Below are 17,080 nucleotides of genomic sequence, written 5' to 3'. Positions count from 1 at the left end.
GGCGGAGCCGGCCCAATCACTTTGTCGAGAGTATGTACAGCGTGTCGACGCCGCCTTTGCGGGACACCGGATCCGCGATCAGGCCGTCGCTGGCGTTGATGTTGTTGCCGGCGTGGGTCTTCGCGGTGATGGTCGCCGGGGTCTCGGGGTGTCGGGTGTCGATGACGAAGTCGCCTCTGATGCTCGTGACGAGGAGGTGGTGGGTGTCGACGATCTGCGCTGTGTAGATGCCGAAGATCTTGAAGATGGGTGCGGCGCCGGTGAGGTGGGCTTCCGTGGGGAGATCGGAATTGGTGATCGAGGCCGCGCCGTCGCCGTCCTGGGCTCCGGTCATGTAGGCGATGAGGCCGTTCTTGACGTCGGCGCAGCAGGGGCCGCTGTAGCTGGCGACGGGTCGAAGGACGCCGCCGGGTTCGACGAGGTTGATGACCGAGTCGTGGCGTGAGCCATCTGCTTCCAGCGCTGATTGTTCGACGTAGACGTGCCCGTTGTCGGTGGTGACCGTCGACTGGGCGTTCAGCGTGGTCAGCTTCACCGGGGCGGGAGTGTCGACCTTCCACTGCATGATGTCGAAGCTCTTGCCGTCGTCGGCGGACTGCTGCCAGGCGACGGTCCCGTCGTGGGCGGCGGGAAGCGGAATCCAGACCTGGTCCATGGGATGCGGAGCCTGGGCGAGGAGCTTGCGTGCTCCGTCCGACGCCCGGATGGCGTAAAGGTTCCAGGAGTAGCAGCCCGCCTGGGTACGGCGGCGGCACTGGCCATCCGCCTTCGGCGTCTTCTCCAACCTGGTCACCCAACCGCCGGTGATGTCATCGTTGGCGATGACGCTGGCCGGATCGATCGGAGGAATCCGGCGCAACGACCCGTCAGCCTGGCGGAGAATCCACAGTTCCCTGGCGTCCTTGTCCTGAGGCCCAGGCCCGGTCGCGGGCTTCACCGCCTCGAACGCGACGTAGTCGCCGCCAAGCCAGGCCCCGAAGTCGTCAACATGCCAGCCCGGCGGCAGGTCGTAGGCGTGCGCCACAGTCAAGCGCGGCGCCTCGGCCACCTCGGCGGCCGAAGCCGCGGGCAGGCTCGACGGGACGCCCGCCACGAGCGGAACCGCTGCCGGGGACGAAGAGGACGAGGTGCACGAGGTGCAGGCCGTGGCCGCGACGAGCAAGATCGCGGCCACGGCTATCAGCAGTCGGTTCTGCTTCACCAACCCCCCACTGGATTGGTCTACACCAGTAACGTACGGCCGAGACTCTATCGACTGCGCCGATAAACCACAGCCCCAAGCACCGGCAGCCCCACCGCGAGCACCCCGGCCGGAACCAACCCCGCCGCACCTGTCGCGGGCAACTTGCCGGGACCAGGCTTAGCGGGCTTAGCGGGCTTAACAGGCTGCGGCGGCGTCGGCGGCACCGCCCGAACGATCCGCACACTCGCGCTGCACGGCAGAGCACTGCCGCTCCCGCACTCCGCCCCGACAACCGCGGACGTCACCGCGTTGGTCAGGGTGCTGCCGACCGCCGCCTCCGCGCCGATCGTGACCGAGTAGCTGATCGTGGCGGTGGCTCCGTCGGCGAGGGGGCCGGTCCAGTGCAGCGTCTTGTCGGTCACGCTGATGGTCCCCGTGGACGCGTGCGCGTCGCCGTTGTAGGTGGCGCTGTTCAGGAGCGTGGTGAGGTCGTCGGTGGCGGTGGCCGGGGTGAGGGTGAAGCCGCTGTGGTTGGTGACGGTGAGGGTGTAGGTGACTTTGTCGCCGGGGTGGGCGGTCTGGGTGTTCGTGGTCTTGTTCAGGAGCAGGTGGGGGCTGGAGGCGTTCACCGGGACCGCGGAGGAGGAGGGGTTCGAGGTGACGGCGCCGGTTTCGGGGGCGGTGCCGTGGGCGGTCGCGGTGTTCTCGAAGTGGCCGTTCTGGCTATCGGCCGGGGTGATCGTGTGCGAGCCGGTGCAGACCATGCCGGCGGTGGGTGAGCCGGCGAAGCCGAGGGTGGTGCGGGGGCAGGTGATGTCGGTGGCGGCGGGGTCGGTCACCACCACGTCGGTGAGGTTCGTCGTGCCGGTGTTGGTGACCAGGAACTGGTAGTGGACCGTGTCGCCGGCGTTGTACACGGTGCCGCCGGTGTAGGTGGTGTCGCTGGGGGTGGACCTGGCGGAGGTCCGGGCCGCCGGGTCGACGACCGTCTTGACCAGGTTCAGCTGGTCGAGCGTGACCAGGGAGGAGGCCACCGCGTCGCGGATGAGGTGGGTGTCGGTCGCGCCGCCGGTGGAGGAGGCGAAGCCGAGCTTGTAGGTGGCGGGCCGCGGTTCGGTCATCTGGTGGGACAGGACGGGCTGGAAGCCGTTGCCGTCCTCGAAGTCGATCTCGACGGTGACCATCGGGTACGTGTCCTGGCTGACGGTCACGCGGACGGTGCGCTCGGAGGCCGCCGGGTCCGTGCCGTCGGCCCGCAGGGTGCCGGGCAGGGAGGTCTTGTAGTTCGGCGGGTTGGCGGGGTCCGGCGTGACCGTCCCGGCCAGGAAGCAGTACCCGTTCAGGCCCTGCCCGGGGCCGCGCAGGACCACCGAGTTGGGCACGACCGTGTGCTGCGGGACCGGGCTCACCTCGGTGCCGGTGCAGCCCAGGCCGCGGTTCTCCGAGTCGTTGGCGAAGTTGCCGAAGGCGTCGAGCCCGACGCCGATGTAGCCGCCTTCCACGCCGTTCGTGCCGTTGCGCTGCGCGTAGCCCAGCGAGCCGCCGTCGGCGCCGGCGCTGGTCAGGTCGGTGCTCCCGTCGACGAGGAAGAACCCGATGCCGTCGGCGCCGGAGCCGCCGTACTGGTACTGCTTGAACGTCACCTGGAGGCCGCCGTTGCCGGGCAGCGGCCGGTTGTACAGCGTGCTGCCGACCCGGAAGATCGACGGGTCCGTGAGCTGGAGGTAGCCCGGCAGCTGTCCCGGTGTGGGCACCGGCGGCGTGATCTGGTTGGCCCCCGTGCACGGTCCCAGCGTCGAGGATCCGGGCGGCGCCGACGCGGTCGCCCCGGTGAGGCAGGCGTCCTGGAGCGGGTTGAAGCCGGGGTTCGCCACCGACGTGCCGGTGAAGGGCTCGTCGAGCAGGACCGAGCCTGAGCTCGGCAGGAGCGGAGCGGCCGACGCCGGAGACAGTCCCAGCGCGCACGCGGCGAACACACATCCGAAGAAGGCCGAACCCAGCGCGGGCCGGGACAGAAGTCGAGTCACCGGCCCAACCTAGAGGAACAAATCCGGCAAATACCCCTGACGCGCGGAAGAGTGCCCTCCAACGGCACAAAACTGGAACCGATCATCCCTGCAACAACCGTCAATGAGATACAGAATCGATTTTCTCTTGACAGTCGATCAGTGCGCGAGAAGGATGAGGACATCAGCCCGACACCGCCCGGTCATGTCGGCGAAACAAGATCCCCCACCTGATCGAGCACGGAGCACCAGATGCGTATCGCCAACGTCGCCGGCCGAGCCACCCTCCTCCACCAGGACGGAACCGGCCTGGACGTCGCCAAGGCCAGCGACGGCCGCTTCCCCTCCGATCCGCAGGCCCTGTTCGAGCACTGGGACGCGCTGCGCGACTGGGCGGCCGGAGCCGCGCCCGGCGGCGACTTCGCCGTGGACGACACGCAGCTCGGCGCGCCCACGCCGGCGCCGCGGCAGGTCTTCGCGATCGGCCTCAACTACGCCGAGCACGCGAGCGAAGCCCGCTTCGCGCGGCCCGACTCGCCGCCGGTCTTCACGAAGTTCCCGACCTCGATCACCGGCCCGCGCTCCGCGGTGCGGCTGCCCAGCGCCTCGGTCGACTGGGAGGTCGAGCTGGTCGTGGCCATCGGCCGGACCGCGATCGGGGTCGCCGAGTCCGACGGCTGGAGCCACGTCGCGGGGCTGATGGTCGGCCAGGACCTGTCCGAGCGGGCCGTGCAGCTGGCCGGGCCGATCCCGCAGTTCTCGCTCGGCAAGTCCTTCCCGGGGTTCGCGCCGCTGGGCCCGGCCCTGGTCACGGCGGACGACGTGGCCGATCCCGACGACCTGGAGCTGGGCTGCGCCGTCGACGGCGAGGTGCTCCAGCGGGGCCGCACCGGCGACCTGATCTTCAGTGTCCCCGAGCTCGTCGCCCGGCTGTCGGCGGTCTGCCCGCTGCTGCCCGGCGACATCATCTTCACCGGCACCCCCTCGGGCGTCGGGATGGCGCGGGATCCGCAGCGGTTCCTCGTGCCGGGCACGACCCTCGTCAGCCATGTCGCCGGGCTCGGCGAACTGCGCAACGAACTCGTCGGCGGCCAGGGCGCGGCCGACGGCGCCTGACGCTCCGCGACCGAACCGGTCGGGTCGCGACCGACTCGATCCGCGACCGACGATTCCGCACCGACTCGATCCGCGACCGACTCGATCCGCGACCGTCCCGAAAGGACCGACGGACATGGTTTTGCATCGACTGAACCAGATCACCGTCGCAGTACCTGATGTGGCTGCGACCAGTGCGTACTACACCGAGTTCGGCCTAGGGGCAGGCAGCGGGACAACCGTCCTCACCACGCGGGACGGCGGCGACCAGCTCCGCCTCGTCCCGGGCGACCGCCGGCGGCTGCTGGAGCTGCGGATCGGCGCGGACCACCTCGACGACATCGATCGCATCGCGGCGTCGCTGAGGCGCTTGGAGATCCCGGCGACCGATTCCGGGGACGCGATCCGCGCCTACGATCCCGGCACCGAGACCATGGTCGTCGTCGAGGTGTCCGCCCGGACCGATCAGGCCGCGACCCCGACGCCGCCCTACAACGCGCCCGGCAGCACCACGCGGCCCGACACCCGCGCGCCGGGGGTCGTCCGCACCGCCGGGGTCCGGCCCCGCAAGCTCGGGCACGTCGTGCTGGGCTCCACCGACCAGGCCGGCTCCCAGCGGTTCTTCGTCGAGGGCCTGGGGCTCAGGACCAGCGACACCGTGCCCGGCCTGGCCGCGTTCCTGCGCTGTTCGACCGACCATCACAACGTCCTGGTCCAGCAGGCCCCGGTCGCCTTCCTCCACCACACCGCCTGGGAGGTGGACGACGTCGACGAGGTCGGACGCGGCGCGACGACCATGCTCGAAGGCCACCCCGAGCGCCACGTCTGGGGCCTGGGCCGGCACCACATCGGCTCCAACTTCTTCTGGTACCTGCGCGATCCCGCCGGGAACTTCTCCGAGTACTACTCCGACCTGGACTGCATCGTCGAGGACGCGTTGTGGGAGCCCGCCGTGGTGGCGGGCATGAAGGGCCTTTACAACTGGGGACCGCCGCCGCCTCCGTCCTTCCTCGCCCCCGAGGACCTGGCCGGACTCATGACCGGGAGCCACAGCTCATGACTGACCGGGAGTCACAGCTCTTGACGCGCGAATTCGCCTCCGGGACCGGCGTCCCGCCGCAGGTCTTCCGCGATCTGCTGGCCGGCGTGTGCGCGCCGGTCACGGTGATCACCACCGTCGACGGCGGCCGGCCCTTCGGGGCGACCGTCAGCTCCTTCGCGTCGCTGTCGCTGGAGCCGCCGCTGATCACCATCGCGCTGGACGAGCGCTCCAGCCTGCTGCCCCGGCTGGTCGGCGCCGGGAGGTTCGGCGTGAACCTGCTCGGCCACGGCCAGCAGGACCTGGCGATGCTGTTCGCCCGGCCGGGCGTCGACCGGTTCGCCGCCGCCGACTGGCACCTCGACCACGGGCTGCCGCGCCTGGCCGGGGCGGCGGGCTGGGCGGTCTGCACCCTGCGGGACGCCGTTCCCGGCGGCGACCACCGGCTGCTGATCGGGCTGGTCACCGCGGGCGGGCGGGCTGAACTGCCCCCGCTGGTCTACGCACACCGCACGTTCGGCACCCACTCCCGCTTCGACCAGCGGCCGCGGGCGCGGATCGTCGACCAGATCGCCGCCTGCGCGCACTGACCCGCCTTGTTCCATCCCTGGCCTGTCCCTGGCCTGTCCCTGGCCCGCCCCTGTCCCGCCCCCGTTCCCTCTGTCCCCCTGTTCCATCACCTCCGGAAAGAGCCCACCATGACCACCACCGCTACGTCCCCGGCCCAGGATGCCGTCCCGTCCGCCGCTGAGCTGGTCGACCGGGTACGCGCCCTGCAACCGCTCATCGCGGCCAACGGCGCGCAGGGTGAACAGGATCGCCGTGTCGTCGAGGAGAGCATCACCGCGCTCACCGAGGCCGGCGCCTTCAAGACCGCCCAGCCCCGGCGGTACGGCGGCTACGAGACCTCGATCCGCACCATGCTCGAGGTCTCGGCGGCGGTCGCCGAGGCCGACGGCGGCACGGCCTGGGTCGTGGCGCTGTCCAACGTCTGCGCCTGGCTCACGGGCCTGTTCCCCGAGCAGGCCCAGGACGACGTGTGGAAGGCCGACCCCGGCGCCCGGGTGTCCGGCGTGCTCGCGCCGACCGCCGAGACGGTCAAGGTCGAGGGCGGCTGGCGCGTCACCGGGCGCTGGTACTACAACTCCGGGTCCTGGCACGCCGACTGGGCCGTGCTGGGCATCCCGATCACCGACGAGTCCGGCGCGGCGGTCGATCAGGGCCTCGCCCTGATCTCCCGGGCGGACATGGACCTGGAGGAGACCTGGTTCGTGGCCGGCATGCGGTCCTCGGGCTCGAACTGCCTGGTCGCGAACGACGTCTTCGTGCCCGAGCACCGGGTCATGTCCGTACCGCCCGCGCTGACCGGCGGCTACGGGACCGAGCAGACCGAGGAGGCGCTGTACCGGTCGGCGTTCGTGCCCGTGCTGGCCCTCGTCCTGGCCGGTCCGCAGCTCGGGATGGCCAGCAAGGCGCTGGAGCTCGTCCGCGCCAAGGCCGACTCGAAGGCGATCTCGTACACCTTCTACACGGCGCAGTCCGACTCGGTCGCGTTCCAGTTGCAGATAGCCAGGGCCGCGATGCTGATCGACACCGCGCACCTGCACGCCTACCGCGCCGCCGACGACATCGACCAGGCCGCGCGCGACGGCGCGTACCCCGACGTCCTGGCCCGGACCAGGGTGCGCGCCGACACCGCCTGGGTGGTCGAGCACGTCACCCAGGCGATCGACCTGCTGATGTTCGCGCACGGCGCCGCGGGCTTCGCCGAGGTCAGCCCGTTGCAGCGGCTCTGGCGCGACTCCGCCGTCGCCGCCCGGCACGCGGTGGTCCTGCCCGCGGTGAACTACGAGGTGTACGGCAAAGCCCTGCTGAACCGCGAGGACCAGATCACACCATTGATATAGTCCGAGCAGCTCAGAACCCTGTCGAGCCGAATCGACAGGTACACCGCCGGGCGTCAGCGGAACGCGCCGAACCATGAACAGGAACCCATCATGTCCGACCCCGCAACGCCCGGCCCCGCGTCGCCAGGCCCCGCAACGCTCGGCCCCGCATCGCCCGGCCCCGCGTCATCCGGCCTCGAACCGGAGCCCGTCGACGGGCCTGCCAACGGGCTCATCGACGTCCACGCGCACTTCGTCACCGACCGGTACGCCGACGCCGCCAAGGCCGCCGGCCGCCTGCGGCCCGACGGCATGCCCGGCTGGCCGTCCTGGGACCCCGACACCCACCTGGGGCTGATGGACCAGTGGGGCGTGGCCACGGCGATGCTCTCCGTCTCCTCCCCCGGCATCCACTTCGGCGACGACAAGGCCGCCCGGGCCCTGGCCCGCGAGGTCAACGAGTTCGGCGCCGGAACCGCCCGGGCTCGTCCGGACCGTTTCGGGCACCTCGCCTCGCTGCCGCTGCCGGACGTCGACGGCGCGATCGCCGAGGCCTGCCACGCCCTGGACGAGCTGGGCAGTGACGGCGTGACGATCGAGACCAACGCCGAGGGCCGCTACCCGGGCGACCCGGAGTTCGCCCCGCTGTGGCAGGAGCTGAACGAGCGCGCAGCAGTGGTGTTCGTCCACCCCACCTCACCGCCCGGCCACGAGGCGGTGAGCCTGGGCCTGCCGCGGCCGATGATGGAGTTCCTGTTCGACTCCGCCCGGGCCGCCGCCGATCTGCTGTTCTCAGGGTTCTTGGACAGGTATCCGGACATCCAGTGGGTCTTCACCCACGGCGGCGGAGCCCTGCCGCTGTTGGCCGACCGGATCGAGCTGTTCCGGTCCGCGTTCGGTCTGGCGTCCGGCGGGGCGACCGCCACCGAGCAGCTCCGCCGGCTCTGGTACGACCTCGCGGGCACGCCGTTCCCGCATCAGACACCGGCGTTGGTCGCGGCGTTCGGCAGCGAGCACGTGCTCTACGGCAGCGACTTCTGCTGGACGCCCGCTCCGGTGGTCGGACCGCAGATCGCTTCCCTCCGCGACGCCGAACAGCCCGACGGCGGGACCTGGCACGGGCTGACCACGCGCAACGCCGTGAAGCTCTTTCCCCGGCTCGCGGCACAGGCTTCCGAGGAAGGGGCGGTTCGATGAGCGGTTCCATCACGCTGCGCGATGTGACGGTCGTGGATCCCCGCGACGGCTCGCTCGCGCCGGCCATGGACGTCACCGTCGCGGGTGAGCGGATCGTGTCCGTCGTGCCGACTGGGGGCGGCACGGCAGGCGGCACGGCAGACGGCACGACGAACGGCGGCACAGTGGTCGACGCGGCCGGACAGTACGTCGTCCCCGGCTACCTCGACATGCACGCGCACCCGCTCGGCCCGAAGGACCCCGCCGGCTCTCTGGAACTGATGCTGGCCAACGGAATCACCGGCTTCCGGCAGATGGCGGGCTCGGCGAAGCTGCTCGAACAGCGCCGCGCGGGCACGCTGCCGATCCCGCCGAACGCTCCGGAACTGCTCCTGATGCCCGGCGAGATCCTGAACCCGCTGAACGCCGGTACCGCCGAGACCGCGGTCGCGACCGTCCGGCGGCAGAAGGCGAACGGAGCGGACTTCATCAAGGTCGGGTTCGTGACGCCGCCGGTGTTCTTCGCCGCGCAGGCCGAGGCTTCACGGCTGGGGATCCCCATCGTGGGGCACCTCCCGACGGGCATCGACGTCGTCGCGGCCTCTCGCGGCGGCATGAAGTCCATCGAGCACCTCGGCCCCGGCGTCGGGATCCTCGCCGGATGCTCGACGGCGGAGGTGGAGATCGTCGAGCGACTGGCGAGCGCCCCGTCCCGGCTCAAGGCGCCGCCGTTCAAGGTCCCGTTCGCCGAGAAGATCGCGGCGCGCGTGATCCGCAAGCTGGTGGTCAACCCGTCGCTGATGGCCGGCGACGTCGATGTGGAGGTCCTGCGCCGCGCGATCGACACTTTCGACGAGGACAAGGCCCTCGCCCTGGCGGCCAGGTTCGTCGCCGACGGGACCTGGCAGGTGCCGACCCTCATCAGGGAGCGCACCAGCGAGCTGAGCGACGACCCCGAGTATCGCGACGACCCGAACCTGCGCTACGTCGCGGAGCCGACGCTGCGCCAGTGGCGGGAGGCGAGCGGCAAGTTCGCCGCTCTCGCCGCCCCGGTGAAGGCCACGTTCCGGGACGCGTACGCGCTGCGAATGCGCATCACCGGCCTGTTCGACCGGGCCGGGGTGAAGATCCTGGCCGGCAGCGATTCGTGCGGCGCCGGCTGGGAGGTGCCCGGCTTCGCCCTGCACCAGGAGTTCGACCAGCTGGCCAAGGCGGGGTTGTCGCCGCTGCGCGTGTTGCAGACGGTCACCTCGGACGCGGCCGCGTTCCTGGACGCGGGCGACACCCGGGGCGCCGTCGAGCCGGGCAAGGCGGCCGACCTCGTCCTGTTGGGGGCGAATCCGCTGGAGCGCACCGACCATCTGCACGACATCCGCGGCGTGCTGCGGGCGGGCCGCTTCCACAGCCGGGACGATCTTGAGGCGATCAAGGGCAGGGTGGCCGCCGCGCGGTCGGTGACCTGACCTTGAAAGTCAATTATCTTCTCTTAATCGATTTTCGATACAAGTGTTAGAATTGCAGTGTGGCGAAGAGAGCTGGCAGTGAGAGTCTTGTCGAGAGTGTCTACGAGCAGTTGCGCTCGTCGATCCTCAACGGCCGGGTCGCCCCCGGCGAGCGGCTCAAGCCGGCCGAGCTCGCCCAGCGGCTGGAGGTCAGCCTGGGCGTGGTCCGGGAAGCCTTCGGCCTGCTCGCCGCCCAGGGCCTGGTCCGCGTCGAGCGCAACCGCGGCTTCCACGTCACCCCCCTGTCGCTGCGCGAGCTGGCCGACCTCACCGCCACCCGCAAGATCAACGAAGGCGCCGCGCTGCGGCTGTCGATCGAGCGGGGCGACGTCACCTGGGAGTCCGAGGTCCTCGCCGCCCACCACCGCATGGCCAGCCTGCCCATCTATCTCGACGGCGATCCGAGCACCCGCAACGAGGAGTGGGCCCGGGCGCACCTGATCTTCCACCACAAGCTGATCGAGGCCTGCGACAACCCGGTGCTGCTCGACATCTGCGTCCGGCTCTCCGACGCCGCCGAACTGTACCGGGCCTGGTCCGGACCCGGAACCCGGGAGACCCACCGCGACGTGGCCGGCGAGCACAAGGGCCTGCTGGACGCGGCCCTCGCGCACGAGGCGGACCACGGCGTGGCGCTTTTCGAGGCGCACGTCGACCGCACGCAGGCGATTCTGGCCGATTCCTCCTTCAGCATCAGCCCTGGTACCAATCCCGGCACCAGCGCCAATCCCAGCACCAGCATCAGCACCAATCCCAGTTCCAGCACCAGCACCGCCTGAAGCGCCGCCACCGGAACGGCGAGGTCGTGCGGGACCGCGGCACCGCCGACGACCATCGCCACCCCGGGAGGACTTCATGACCGCGCGGCTGCACCGGGCCGTTCCCGCCGCGATGCGGCCCCGTTCGGACTCGAAGGCGACGCCACCGCCTCCCCGTCCGCGGACCATCCCTCCGGACGTCGACTGCGTCGTCGTCGGCGGCGGTCCCGTCGGCCTGCTGACCGCCGTCCTCCTCGGCCAGGCCGGCTTGCGGGTGGCGGTCGTCGAGCGCCGGGCCCGGCGCTACCCGGCGCCGCACGCCTGCACCGTCGATCATGAAGCAATGCGCATCCTGCAAGCGGTCGATTGGGGACGCGCCGCCCAGGCGGGGTGGGCCACCGCCAACAGCTTCCATCAGGCGGATCTGGAAGCAGCCCTCGAAGACCTCGCCGCCGCGACGCCGGGCGTCACCGTCCATCGGGGCTGGACCTTCCTGTCCCTGACGCAGACCGGCCATGCGGTGTCGGTCCTGGCGACCGCCACCGACGATCCGACGCGGGTCGCCCCGATTCGCGCGCGCTGGCTGATCGGTGCCGACGGGGCCGAGAGCGCCGTCCGCTCCGACTTGGGCTTCCGGGCAAGCTGCGCGAACATCTGGCGGGACGGGAACGTCTTCCTCGCCGGCGACGCGGCCCGCCTCGCATCGCCCTTGTTCGGACTGGGGCTCTGCGCGGGACTGCGCGACGCTCGAGCCCTGACCTGGCGGCTGGCGCTGGTCCACCGCGGCCTGACGACGCCGTTCGTGCTCGACAGCTACGGACCCGAGCGTGCCGGCCAGGTCCGGATGGTCCTCGACGAGAACGGTGCCGAAGGCGGCCTGGCGCCGCAGGGCCGGATCCGGGTCGGCGACCGCAGCGGCCTGTTCGACGACGTGCTCGGCGGCGGTTGGCAGCTGATCAGCCGCGCCGGGGATCCCGGAGAGCTCCTGAGCGAGGACGACCTGGCCTGGTTCCGACGGATCGGAGGCGTGGTCGCCGACCTGTCCGACGCGGGCCCCGTCCGGGATCTCGACGGCGGCTACGAGCAGTGGTTCGCCCGGCACCGCTGTCAGGCGCTCCTGGCCCGACCGGACTTCTACGTCTTCGCGGCGGGACAGCACACTGATATCGCGTACTTCGTCTCCCGGCTGCGCCAGGCGCTGCCGCCGGGGCCGGGGAGCCCTGTCGTGCACCGCTCATAGGGCCCAGCTCCCCGCCTACGCCGACTCCCCCGCGACGACCACTCAGCCGGCGGCGCTGCTGAGGCCGAGGGGATGACGCTCCCTCGGCCTCCAGCCCTCAGCCCTCAGCCCTCAGCCCTCAGCCCTCAGCCCTCAGCACCCTCGGCCTTATCGGACGACGCCGTGCGCGGCGGAGGCGATCTGCTTCTCCACCTCGTCGCTCACCGCCGACGGACCGCCGAAGACCACGACGGAGCGCGTGCGGGTGTCCTGGTAGGCGGGGAACATCGAAGCCAGCACCTTCGTCGTCCACATCGACAGCGACGCCTGCTCGGTGAGCAGCAGCGGCTGGCCGATGCTCGCCTCGTAGGCACCGCCGCTGAGCGCGTCGGGGAAGTTCGTGCCGACCGCGACGCCGGGGTGCTCGGGCGGTCCCCACTGGGCGGCCAGCCGGGCGGAGGTCTCGTACCGGTCGTTGCCGACGATCCCGTCCACGCAGGCGTCCTTGTTCCCCGAGTGCTCCAGGGCGATGAAGGCGCGCAGGGCCGGGCCGCCGACGGCGGTGATGAGGTTGACGTTGACGCACCGGTCGACGCCGCCGTTGGTCCGGACCTTGGCGTCGATGTACGCGGCGGTCGCCGGGTCGGTGATGGCGTCGTTCCCGTTCGCCTTGCCGGACAACAGGATCGCGGCCGGCTTGCCGTCCACGACCTCGGCGCTGTTGGAGGCGAACGGCCCGGCGGCGAGCGCGTCGGCGAAGTCCTCGCCGGTGGCGACGATGAGGTGCTCCGGGTCGTTGAGGCCGAGGTGCGCGATCTGCACCGCGGTGCCGTAGCGGTCGTTGCCGCCGTAGCGGACGGTCAGGTAGCCGAGCCCGCGCAGCTGCGCCTCGATCTGGGGCGACACCGCGTTCCGGCCGCCGAGGATGTAGATCGTGTGCTTGCCGTCGGCGGGCAGGACGCGGCGGATCTCGTCGAGCGTGGCGCGGCTCAGCGCCGTCGGGTCGGTGAGCAGCAGCGGACCATGCTTATAGCTGGCCAGCGGGACCCCGGCGAGCGCGTCGGGGAAGGCGTCGCCGCGGGCCAGGACGACGGCCTGCGCCTGGTCGTTCGCCGGGGCGCCGTCGAGCCCGGCCGGGGCGCTCCAGCGGGCCTGGGAGGCGGCGATGGAGGTCGCGTAGCGGTCGTCGCCGGCGATGCGGTGGACGACCGGGGTCGTGTCGACGGCCGACGGCGGCGGAGGCGGCGCGGCGACCGTGATGTGCTTGATGACCGTCGCGACGTCGTCCGGCACCAGCCCGGGGGCGGTCAGCGTGATCGTGTAGCTGCCCGCGTGGGCGTAGGTGTGGCTCGCCGTGGCCTGCGGGATCATCCGCGAGTACTGCGCCACGTAGCCGTCGCCGAAATTGATGGTCCAGTCGTCGGCGGTCGCGTCGGAGATGGTGCCCGTGGCGTTGACGTCGAGGCCCGAGGCCTGGACAGTGAGCGTCGCGACGACCTTCTGGCCCACCTTGGCGACAGCGCTCGCGGTACCGATGATGTTGTGCGCGCTGTCGTAGATCGTGACGCCCACAGTGCGGTCGAACTCGGGGCTCGTGTACGTGTACTGAGCTGTCGGGCTGGCCGTGGCCGGCTGGTCGAGCCCGATGAAGTTGAACGCGTAGGAGGCCGCGCGCGAGGTCTGACCCCATCCGAGGTGCTCGGTCACGGCGGCCTGGACCGTGAGCGGCGCGTCGCCGGAGGCCGGGGTCAGGGCGAGGGTGTACCGCGTCTCGCCGTGGGTCCGCTCGCGGGCGCCCCGGTCGCGGATGCCCGAACCGGTGCCGGTGTTGGCGACGAGCGGGTCGTCGACGGCTGCGTTTCCGAAGATGTCGGTCTCGGGCACGCCGGGCGCGGCCGCGTCGGCGGAGTCGATCGCGGGCGAGGCGTCGCTCGGCGTGAAGCCGTCGCCGATCTGCCCGTCGCCCTTGATGTCGTGCGGACCGACGGTGCCAGTCGTGATCACGTTGTAGTCGACGGCGGACCCGGCCGGCACCGCCGGCGCCGCGTCGAGGATGTTGTTGCGGACGGCGACCGCGTCGGACGTCCCGGTGACGTTGATGGTGCTCGCCGTGAAGTCGGACAGGGTGTTCTGCGTGATGGTGTTGTTGACGACGTTCAGGCCCGACACCGAGTCGGCCACCACGCCGCCGCTGCCGAAGTACCTGATGACGTCGTCACTGACCGTGACGTCGGACGAGCCCGCGGCGGCCTTGACGCCGACGGCCGCGACGTCCGGATCGCCGGTGCCGAACAGCAGGGTGCGGGTCACCGCGACGTCCGAGGAGCCCTCGATGTCGACCCCGGTCTGGTCCGCGTCGACGTCGAACCCGTCGATGGTGACGTCGTGCGCGCCGCTGACCAGGAACGAACCCTGGAGCACAGCCCGAGTGCCTTGGGCCAGCGACGCGGAACGCAGGATGATCGGGTGGCCGGGCGTCCCCGACTTCGACACCTTCACCTGACCGTCGAAGTAGTCGTGCGCGACGAGCACCGTGGTCCCCGGCCCGGTCAGCGCCGAATCCAGAGCCACCTGGATCGTGCAGAACGGGATCGCCGAGGTCCCCGCTCCGGCGGCGGTGTCGTTGCAGGTGGCACCGCTCGTCGATCCGACGAACACCGTCGCGGCGACCGTGTCCGCGTGGGCGCTCGACGCCACGAAGGGCACTGCGGTTCCGGAAGCGAGCGCCGAGACGGCCATGAGTGCGACGCGGCGGCGTGCGGACACGCCCTGTGACGCGACAAAGAAAGTAGGCAAGTAAGGAGCCCCCCATGAGATGCCGATGACATCGGTAGGATCTGCTTCGCGCCGTGCGGTGTCAAACGCACATCACGCCAGTTCCGCGGCGTGTGACGACGCGGCTTCGATCTCGGCCGGACCGAGCCCGGCCATCCGCAGTGTCGCCGCCGCCACGACTGCCGGCTCGACCGCCGCGCCACCCAACCGACGCAGCGGAATGACCACTTCCACGACCTGAATCAGCAGTGCTCCGAGTACCGATTCCGGGACCGCGTCCGCCGCCAGGTGCCCGGCTTTGGCCCCCAGCCGCCCGTAGACCGCTTGGAGTTCGTGGCGCAGGGCCCGGAAGTCGTCGAAGCGCGCATCCCCTACTTCAGGGAGCAGATAAAGGCTTCCGATGTTGTGCGGGGCGTGGGCCAGCAGCTGCGTATCCGTCACGGCGAGCGCGTAGAGCGACGCGGCGGCGGCTGCGGGGTCCGCACCGGCCCGCTCCTCCAGGCGGCGGGCCAGCTCGGCGCTGGGGCGTACCGAGCGGTCCAGCAGTTCGGCGAGGATGTCGTCCTTTCCTGCGAAGTGGTAGTACAGCGACGCCTGCCGGATGCCGACGGCGTCGGCGATGGCGCGCGTCGAGGTGCTGCCGAAGCCCTGCTCCACGAACAGTCCGGCGGCGGCGAGGAGGATCTGTTCGCGCGGCGGCAGCTGCGGGGCGGGGTCCGGGACAGCGCGCGGGCGGCCCGCGCGTGACGTCTTCTCCACAGTGGTCATTTTGGCGCGTCGGCCAGATGGGCGCGCCAGCCGCCCGCCGCGGTGATGTCCTGGGCGTCGTCGAGGGCTGATGGTTCGCACAGGAAGCCCGGAACCGTGCGGCCGTCGGCGAGCGCCACCGGGCCGATCGCCATCGGGCGCGGCAGGGAGGCGACGAGTTCGGCGAATCCGGCGGCGGGCAGCGTCCACAGCTCGCCGACGATCGAGGTGCCCTGTGTGGTGGCGGTCCGGACCAGGCCGGGTTTGGCCGGGACGGTCCGCAGCGCGAACAGCCGGTACTCCGGCGTGGTGTGGACGTCCTCGGCGAAGACGCCGCCGAGCCCTGTCAGGTGCCGGTTGAGCGGCTGACCGCGCAGGTGCGCTCCGAAGACCGCGACGTGCACCGGCGGTGCGGCGAAGCGTGCGGCGAGGTCGGCCAGGGCCTGGTCGGAGTGCGGGGCGCCGGTGAACATGATGCCGAAGGGCAGGCCGTCGACGAGCCCGGCCGGGACGGCGAGCGCCGCGAGGCCGAAGAGGTTCGCATAGTTCGTGTAGCGGCCCAGACGGCTGTTCGCGCCGACCGGGTCGGCGGCCACCTCGGCGATCGTGGGGTGGCCGGTCGTGGTCGGGGTGAGCAGGGCATCACAGTCCTCCAAGATGCCGAGTCCTTCGGCGCCGAGTTGTTCCAGGCGCTCGCGGTCGCGGAACAGGTCTGCGGCGGTCGGGGCGGCGCCGGCCAGGATAATGGCGGCGACGGTCGGGTCGAGGTCGGCGTCGGGGTGTTTGCTGATGAACTCGCCGACGGCGGCGTAGCGTTCGGCGACGAAGGCGCCGCCGTACAGCAGGGTCGCGGCTTCCAGGAGCGGGGAGATGTCGACCTCGACGATCTCGGCGCCGCGGGTCCGCAGCCGGGCTACCGCCGCCGCGAACGCCTCCGGCCAGCCGTCGGCCAGCTCGGCCAGTTGCGCCGCGAGGGGGACGGCGACGCGGGGACGCGCGGGCATCGTGCGTGGTGCCGGGGCCGGGTCGCCCATCACTTCGGCGACGGTGCGCGCGAGGGTGAGTTCGGGGGCGAACACGGTCACGCAGTCCAGGGAGCGGCAGGCCGGGACGACGCCGGAGGTCGGCACCGTGCCGACGGTGGGTTTGACTCCGACGATCCCTTGGAGGGCCGCGGGGATCCGGCCGGAACCGGCGGTGTCGGTGCCGAGGGCGAAGTCGACCTCGCCCAGGGCGACGGCGACGGCCGATCCCGAGGAGGAGCCGCCGGAGATCCGCTCCGGATCCCAGGCGTTGCGGACGGCGCCGAACGGGCTGCGGGTGCCGACCAGTCCGGTCGCGAACTGGTCGAGGTTGGTCTTGCCGATGACGATCGCCCCGGCGGCGCGCAGGCGTGCGACGCTCTCGGCGTCCTGATCCGGCTGGTAGGCGTAGGCGGCGCAGCCGGCGGTCGTGGCCATGCCCAGGACGTCGATGTTGTCCTTGACGGCGAACACCGTTCCCGCCAAGGGCAACCGCTCCCCGGCGTCGGCGCGTCTGTCGATCCGTTCCGCCTCGGCCAGGACCTCCGCCTCCGGGCGCAGGCTGATCCACACTTCGGGCCGGTCGGCCTCCCGGATCCGGGCGAACGCGGTGCGCACCCGCGTGCGGGCGGTGTCGGCGTTCGCTCCCCTGTTCACTCGCCTGTTCACTCC

Annotated in this window: 13 protein-coding genes; 8 read left to right on the top strand and 5 right to left on the bottom strand. The window is 71.4% G+C overall.

Features of this window, described 5'->3' with window-relative positions:
• Positions 1 to 16 precede the first annotated feature (16 nt).
• Both ABD481_RS15855 and ABD481_RS15850 read right to left on the bottom strand, forming a co-directional pair.
• Positions 17 to 1,201, bottom strand: a complete 1,185-nt coding sequence (locus ABD481_RS15855) for a hypothetical protein (protein WP_344666420.1) — start codon at positions 1,199 to 1,201, stop codon at positions 17 to 19.
• Positions 1,202 to 1,248: 47 nt separating this feature from the next.
• Positions 1,249 to 3,210 carry a DUF7507 domain-containing protein gene (locus tag ABD481_RS15850; protein ID WP_344666419.1) on the bottom strand — a complete coding sequence of 654 codons (1,962 nt, stop codon included), beginning with the start codon at positions 3,208 to 3,210 and terminating at the stop codon, positions 1,249 to 1,251.
• Positions 3,211 to 3,441: 231 nt separating this feature from the next.
• Between ABD481_RS15850 and ABD481_RS15845 the strand changes: the two genes are divergently transcribed.
• From ABD481_RS15845 to ABD481_RS15810, 8 genes are all read left to right on the top strand, one after another.
• The gene (locus tag ABD481_RS15845) at positions 3,442 to 4,305 is read left to right on the top strand and encodes a fumarylacetoacetate hydrolase family protein (RefSeq protein WP_344666418.1); all 864 of its coding nucleotides are present in this window, start codon (positions 3,442 to 3,444) and stop codon (positions 4,303 to 4,305) included.
• 115 nt (positions 4,306 to 4,420) lie between these two features.
• A complete protein-coding gene (locus tag ABD481_RS15840; RefSeq protein WP_344666417.1) occupies positions 4,421 to 5,344 on the top strand; it encodes a VOC family protein in 924 nt (307 codons plus the stop codon).
• A gap of 20 nt (positions 5,345 to 5,364) precedes the next feature.
• Positions 5,365 to 5,913: a flavin reductase family protein gene (locus tag ABD481_RS15835; protein WP_344666416.1), complete on the top strand. Its 549-nt coding sequence runs from the start codon at positions 5,365 to 5,367 to the stop codon at positions 5,911 to 5,913.
• Between the two features lie 108 nt (positions 5,914 to 6,021).
• The gene (locus ABD481_RS15830; protein ID WP_344666415.1) at positions 6,022 to 7,230 is read left to right on the top strand and encodes an acyl-CoA dehydrogenase family protein; all 1,209 of its coding nucleotides are present in this window, start codon (positions 6,022 to 6,024) and stop codon (positions 7,228 to 7,230) included.
• A 90-nt stretch (positions 7,231 to 7,320) separates the two neighbouring features.
• On the top strand, positions 7,321 to 8,406 hold the full coding sequence (locus tag ABD481_RS15825; RefSeq protein ID WP_344666414.1) for an amidohydrolase family protein: 1,086 nt from the start codon (positions 7,321 to 7,323) through the stop codon (positions 8,404 to 8,406).
• The gene (locus ABD481_RS15820; RefSeq protein WP_344666413.1) at positions 8,403 to 9,848 is read left to right on the top strand and encodes an amidohydrolase family protein; all 1,446 of its coding nucleotides are present in this window, start codon (positions 8,403 to 8,405) and stop codon (positions 9,846 to 9,848) included. Before ABD481_RS15825 ends, ABD481_RS15820 begins: the two co-directional genes overlap by 4 nt.
• Positions 9,849 to 9,907: 59 nt before the next feature.
• The gene (locus tag ABD481_RS15815; RefSeq protein WP_344666412.1) at positions 9,908 to 10,666 is read left to right on the top strand and encodes a GntR family transcriptional regulator; all 759 of its coding nucleotides are present in this window, start codon (positions 9,908 to 9,910) and stop codon (positions 10,664 to 10,666) included.
• A 76-nt stretch (positions 10,667 to 10,742) separates the two neighbouring features.
• Positions 10,743 to 11,885 carry an FAD-dependent monooxygenase gene (locus ABD481_RS15810; protein ID WP_344666411.1) on the top strand — a complete coding sequence of 381 codons (1,143 nt, stop codon included), beginning with the start codon at positions 10,743 to 10,745 and terminating at the stop codon, positions 11,883 to 11,885.
• Positions 11,886 to 12,032: 147 nt separating this feature from the next.
• On the opposite strand, the gene ABD481_RS15805 is transcribed toward ABD481_RS15810, so the two are convergent.
• The 3 genes from ABD481_RS15805 to atzF all read right to left on the bottom strand — a co-directional run bounded on the left by ABD481_RS15805 (position 12,033) and on the right by atzF (position 17,065).
• Complete coding sequence (locus ABD481_RS15805; RefSeq protein WP_344666410.1) at positions 12,033 to 14,630, bottom strand: cell wall-binding repeat-containing protein; 2,598 nt, start codon at positions 14,628 to 14,630, stop codon at positions 12,033 to 12,035.
• A 102-nt stretch (positions 14,631 to 14,732) separates the two neighbouring features.
• Complete coding sequence (locus ABD481_RS15800; protein ID WP_344666409.1) at positions 14,733 to 15,407, bottom strand: TetR family transcriptional regulator; 675 nt, start codon at positions 15,405 to 15,407, stop codon at positions 14,733 to 14,735.
• Positions 15,404 to 17,065, bottom strand: coding sequence for an allophanate hydrolase (gene atzF, locus ABD481_RS15795; RefSeq protein WP_344666408.1), 1,662 nt, complete (start codon positions 17,063 to 17,065; stop codon positions 15,404 to 15,406). The genes ABD481_RS15800 and atzF overlap by 4 nt, the downstream gene beginning before the upstream one ends.
• Positions 17,066 to 17,080 lie beyond the last annotated feature (15 nt).

Origin of the sequence: Catenulispora yoronensis, from assembly GCF_039531695.1 — a bacterium.
Taxonomy (GTDB): Bacteria; Actinomycetota; Actinomycetes; order Streptomycetales; family Catenulisporaceae; genus Catenulispora; species Catenulispora yoronensis.
The sequence above is the reverse complement of the archived record's forward strand: the minus strand, read 5'-3'. Positions and strand labels throughout refer to the sequence as shown.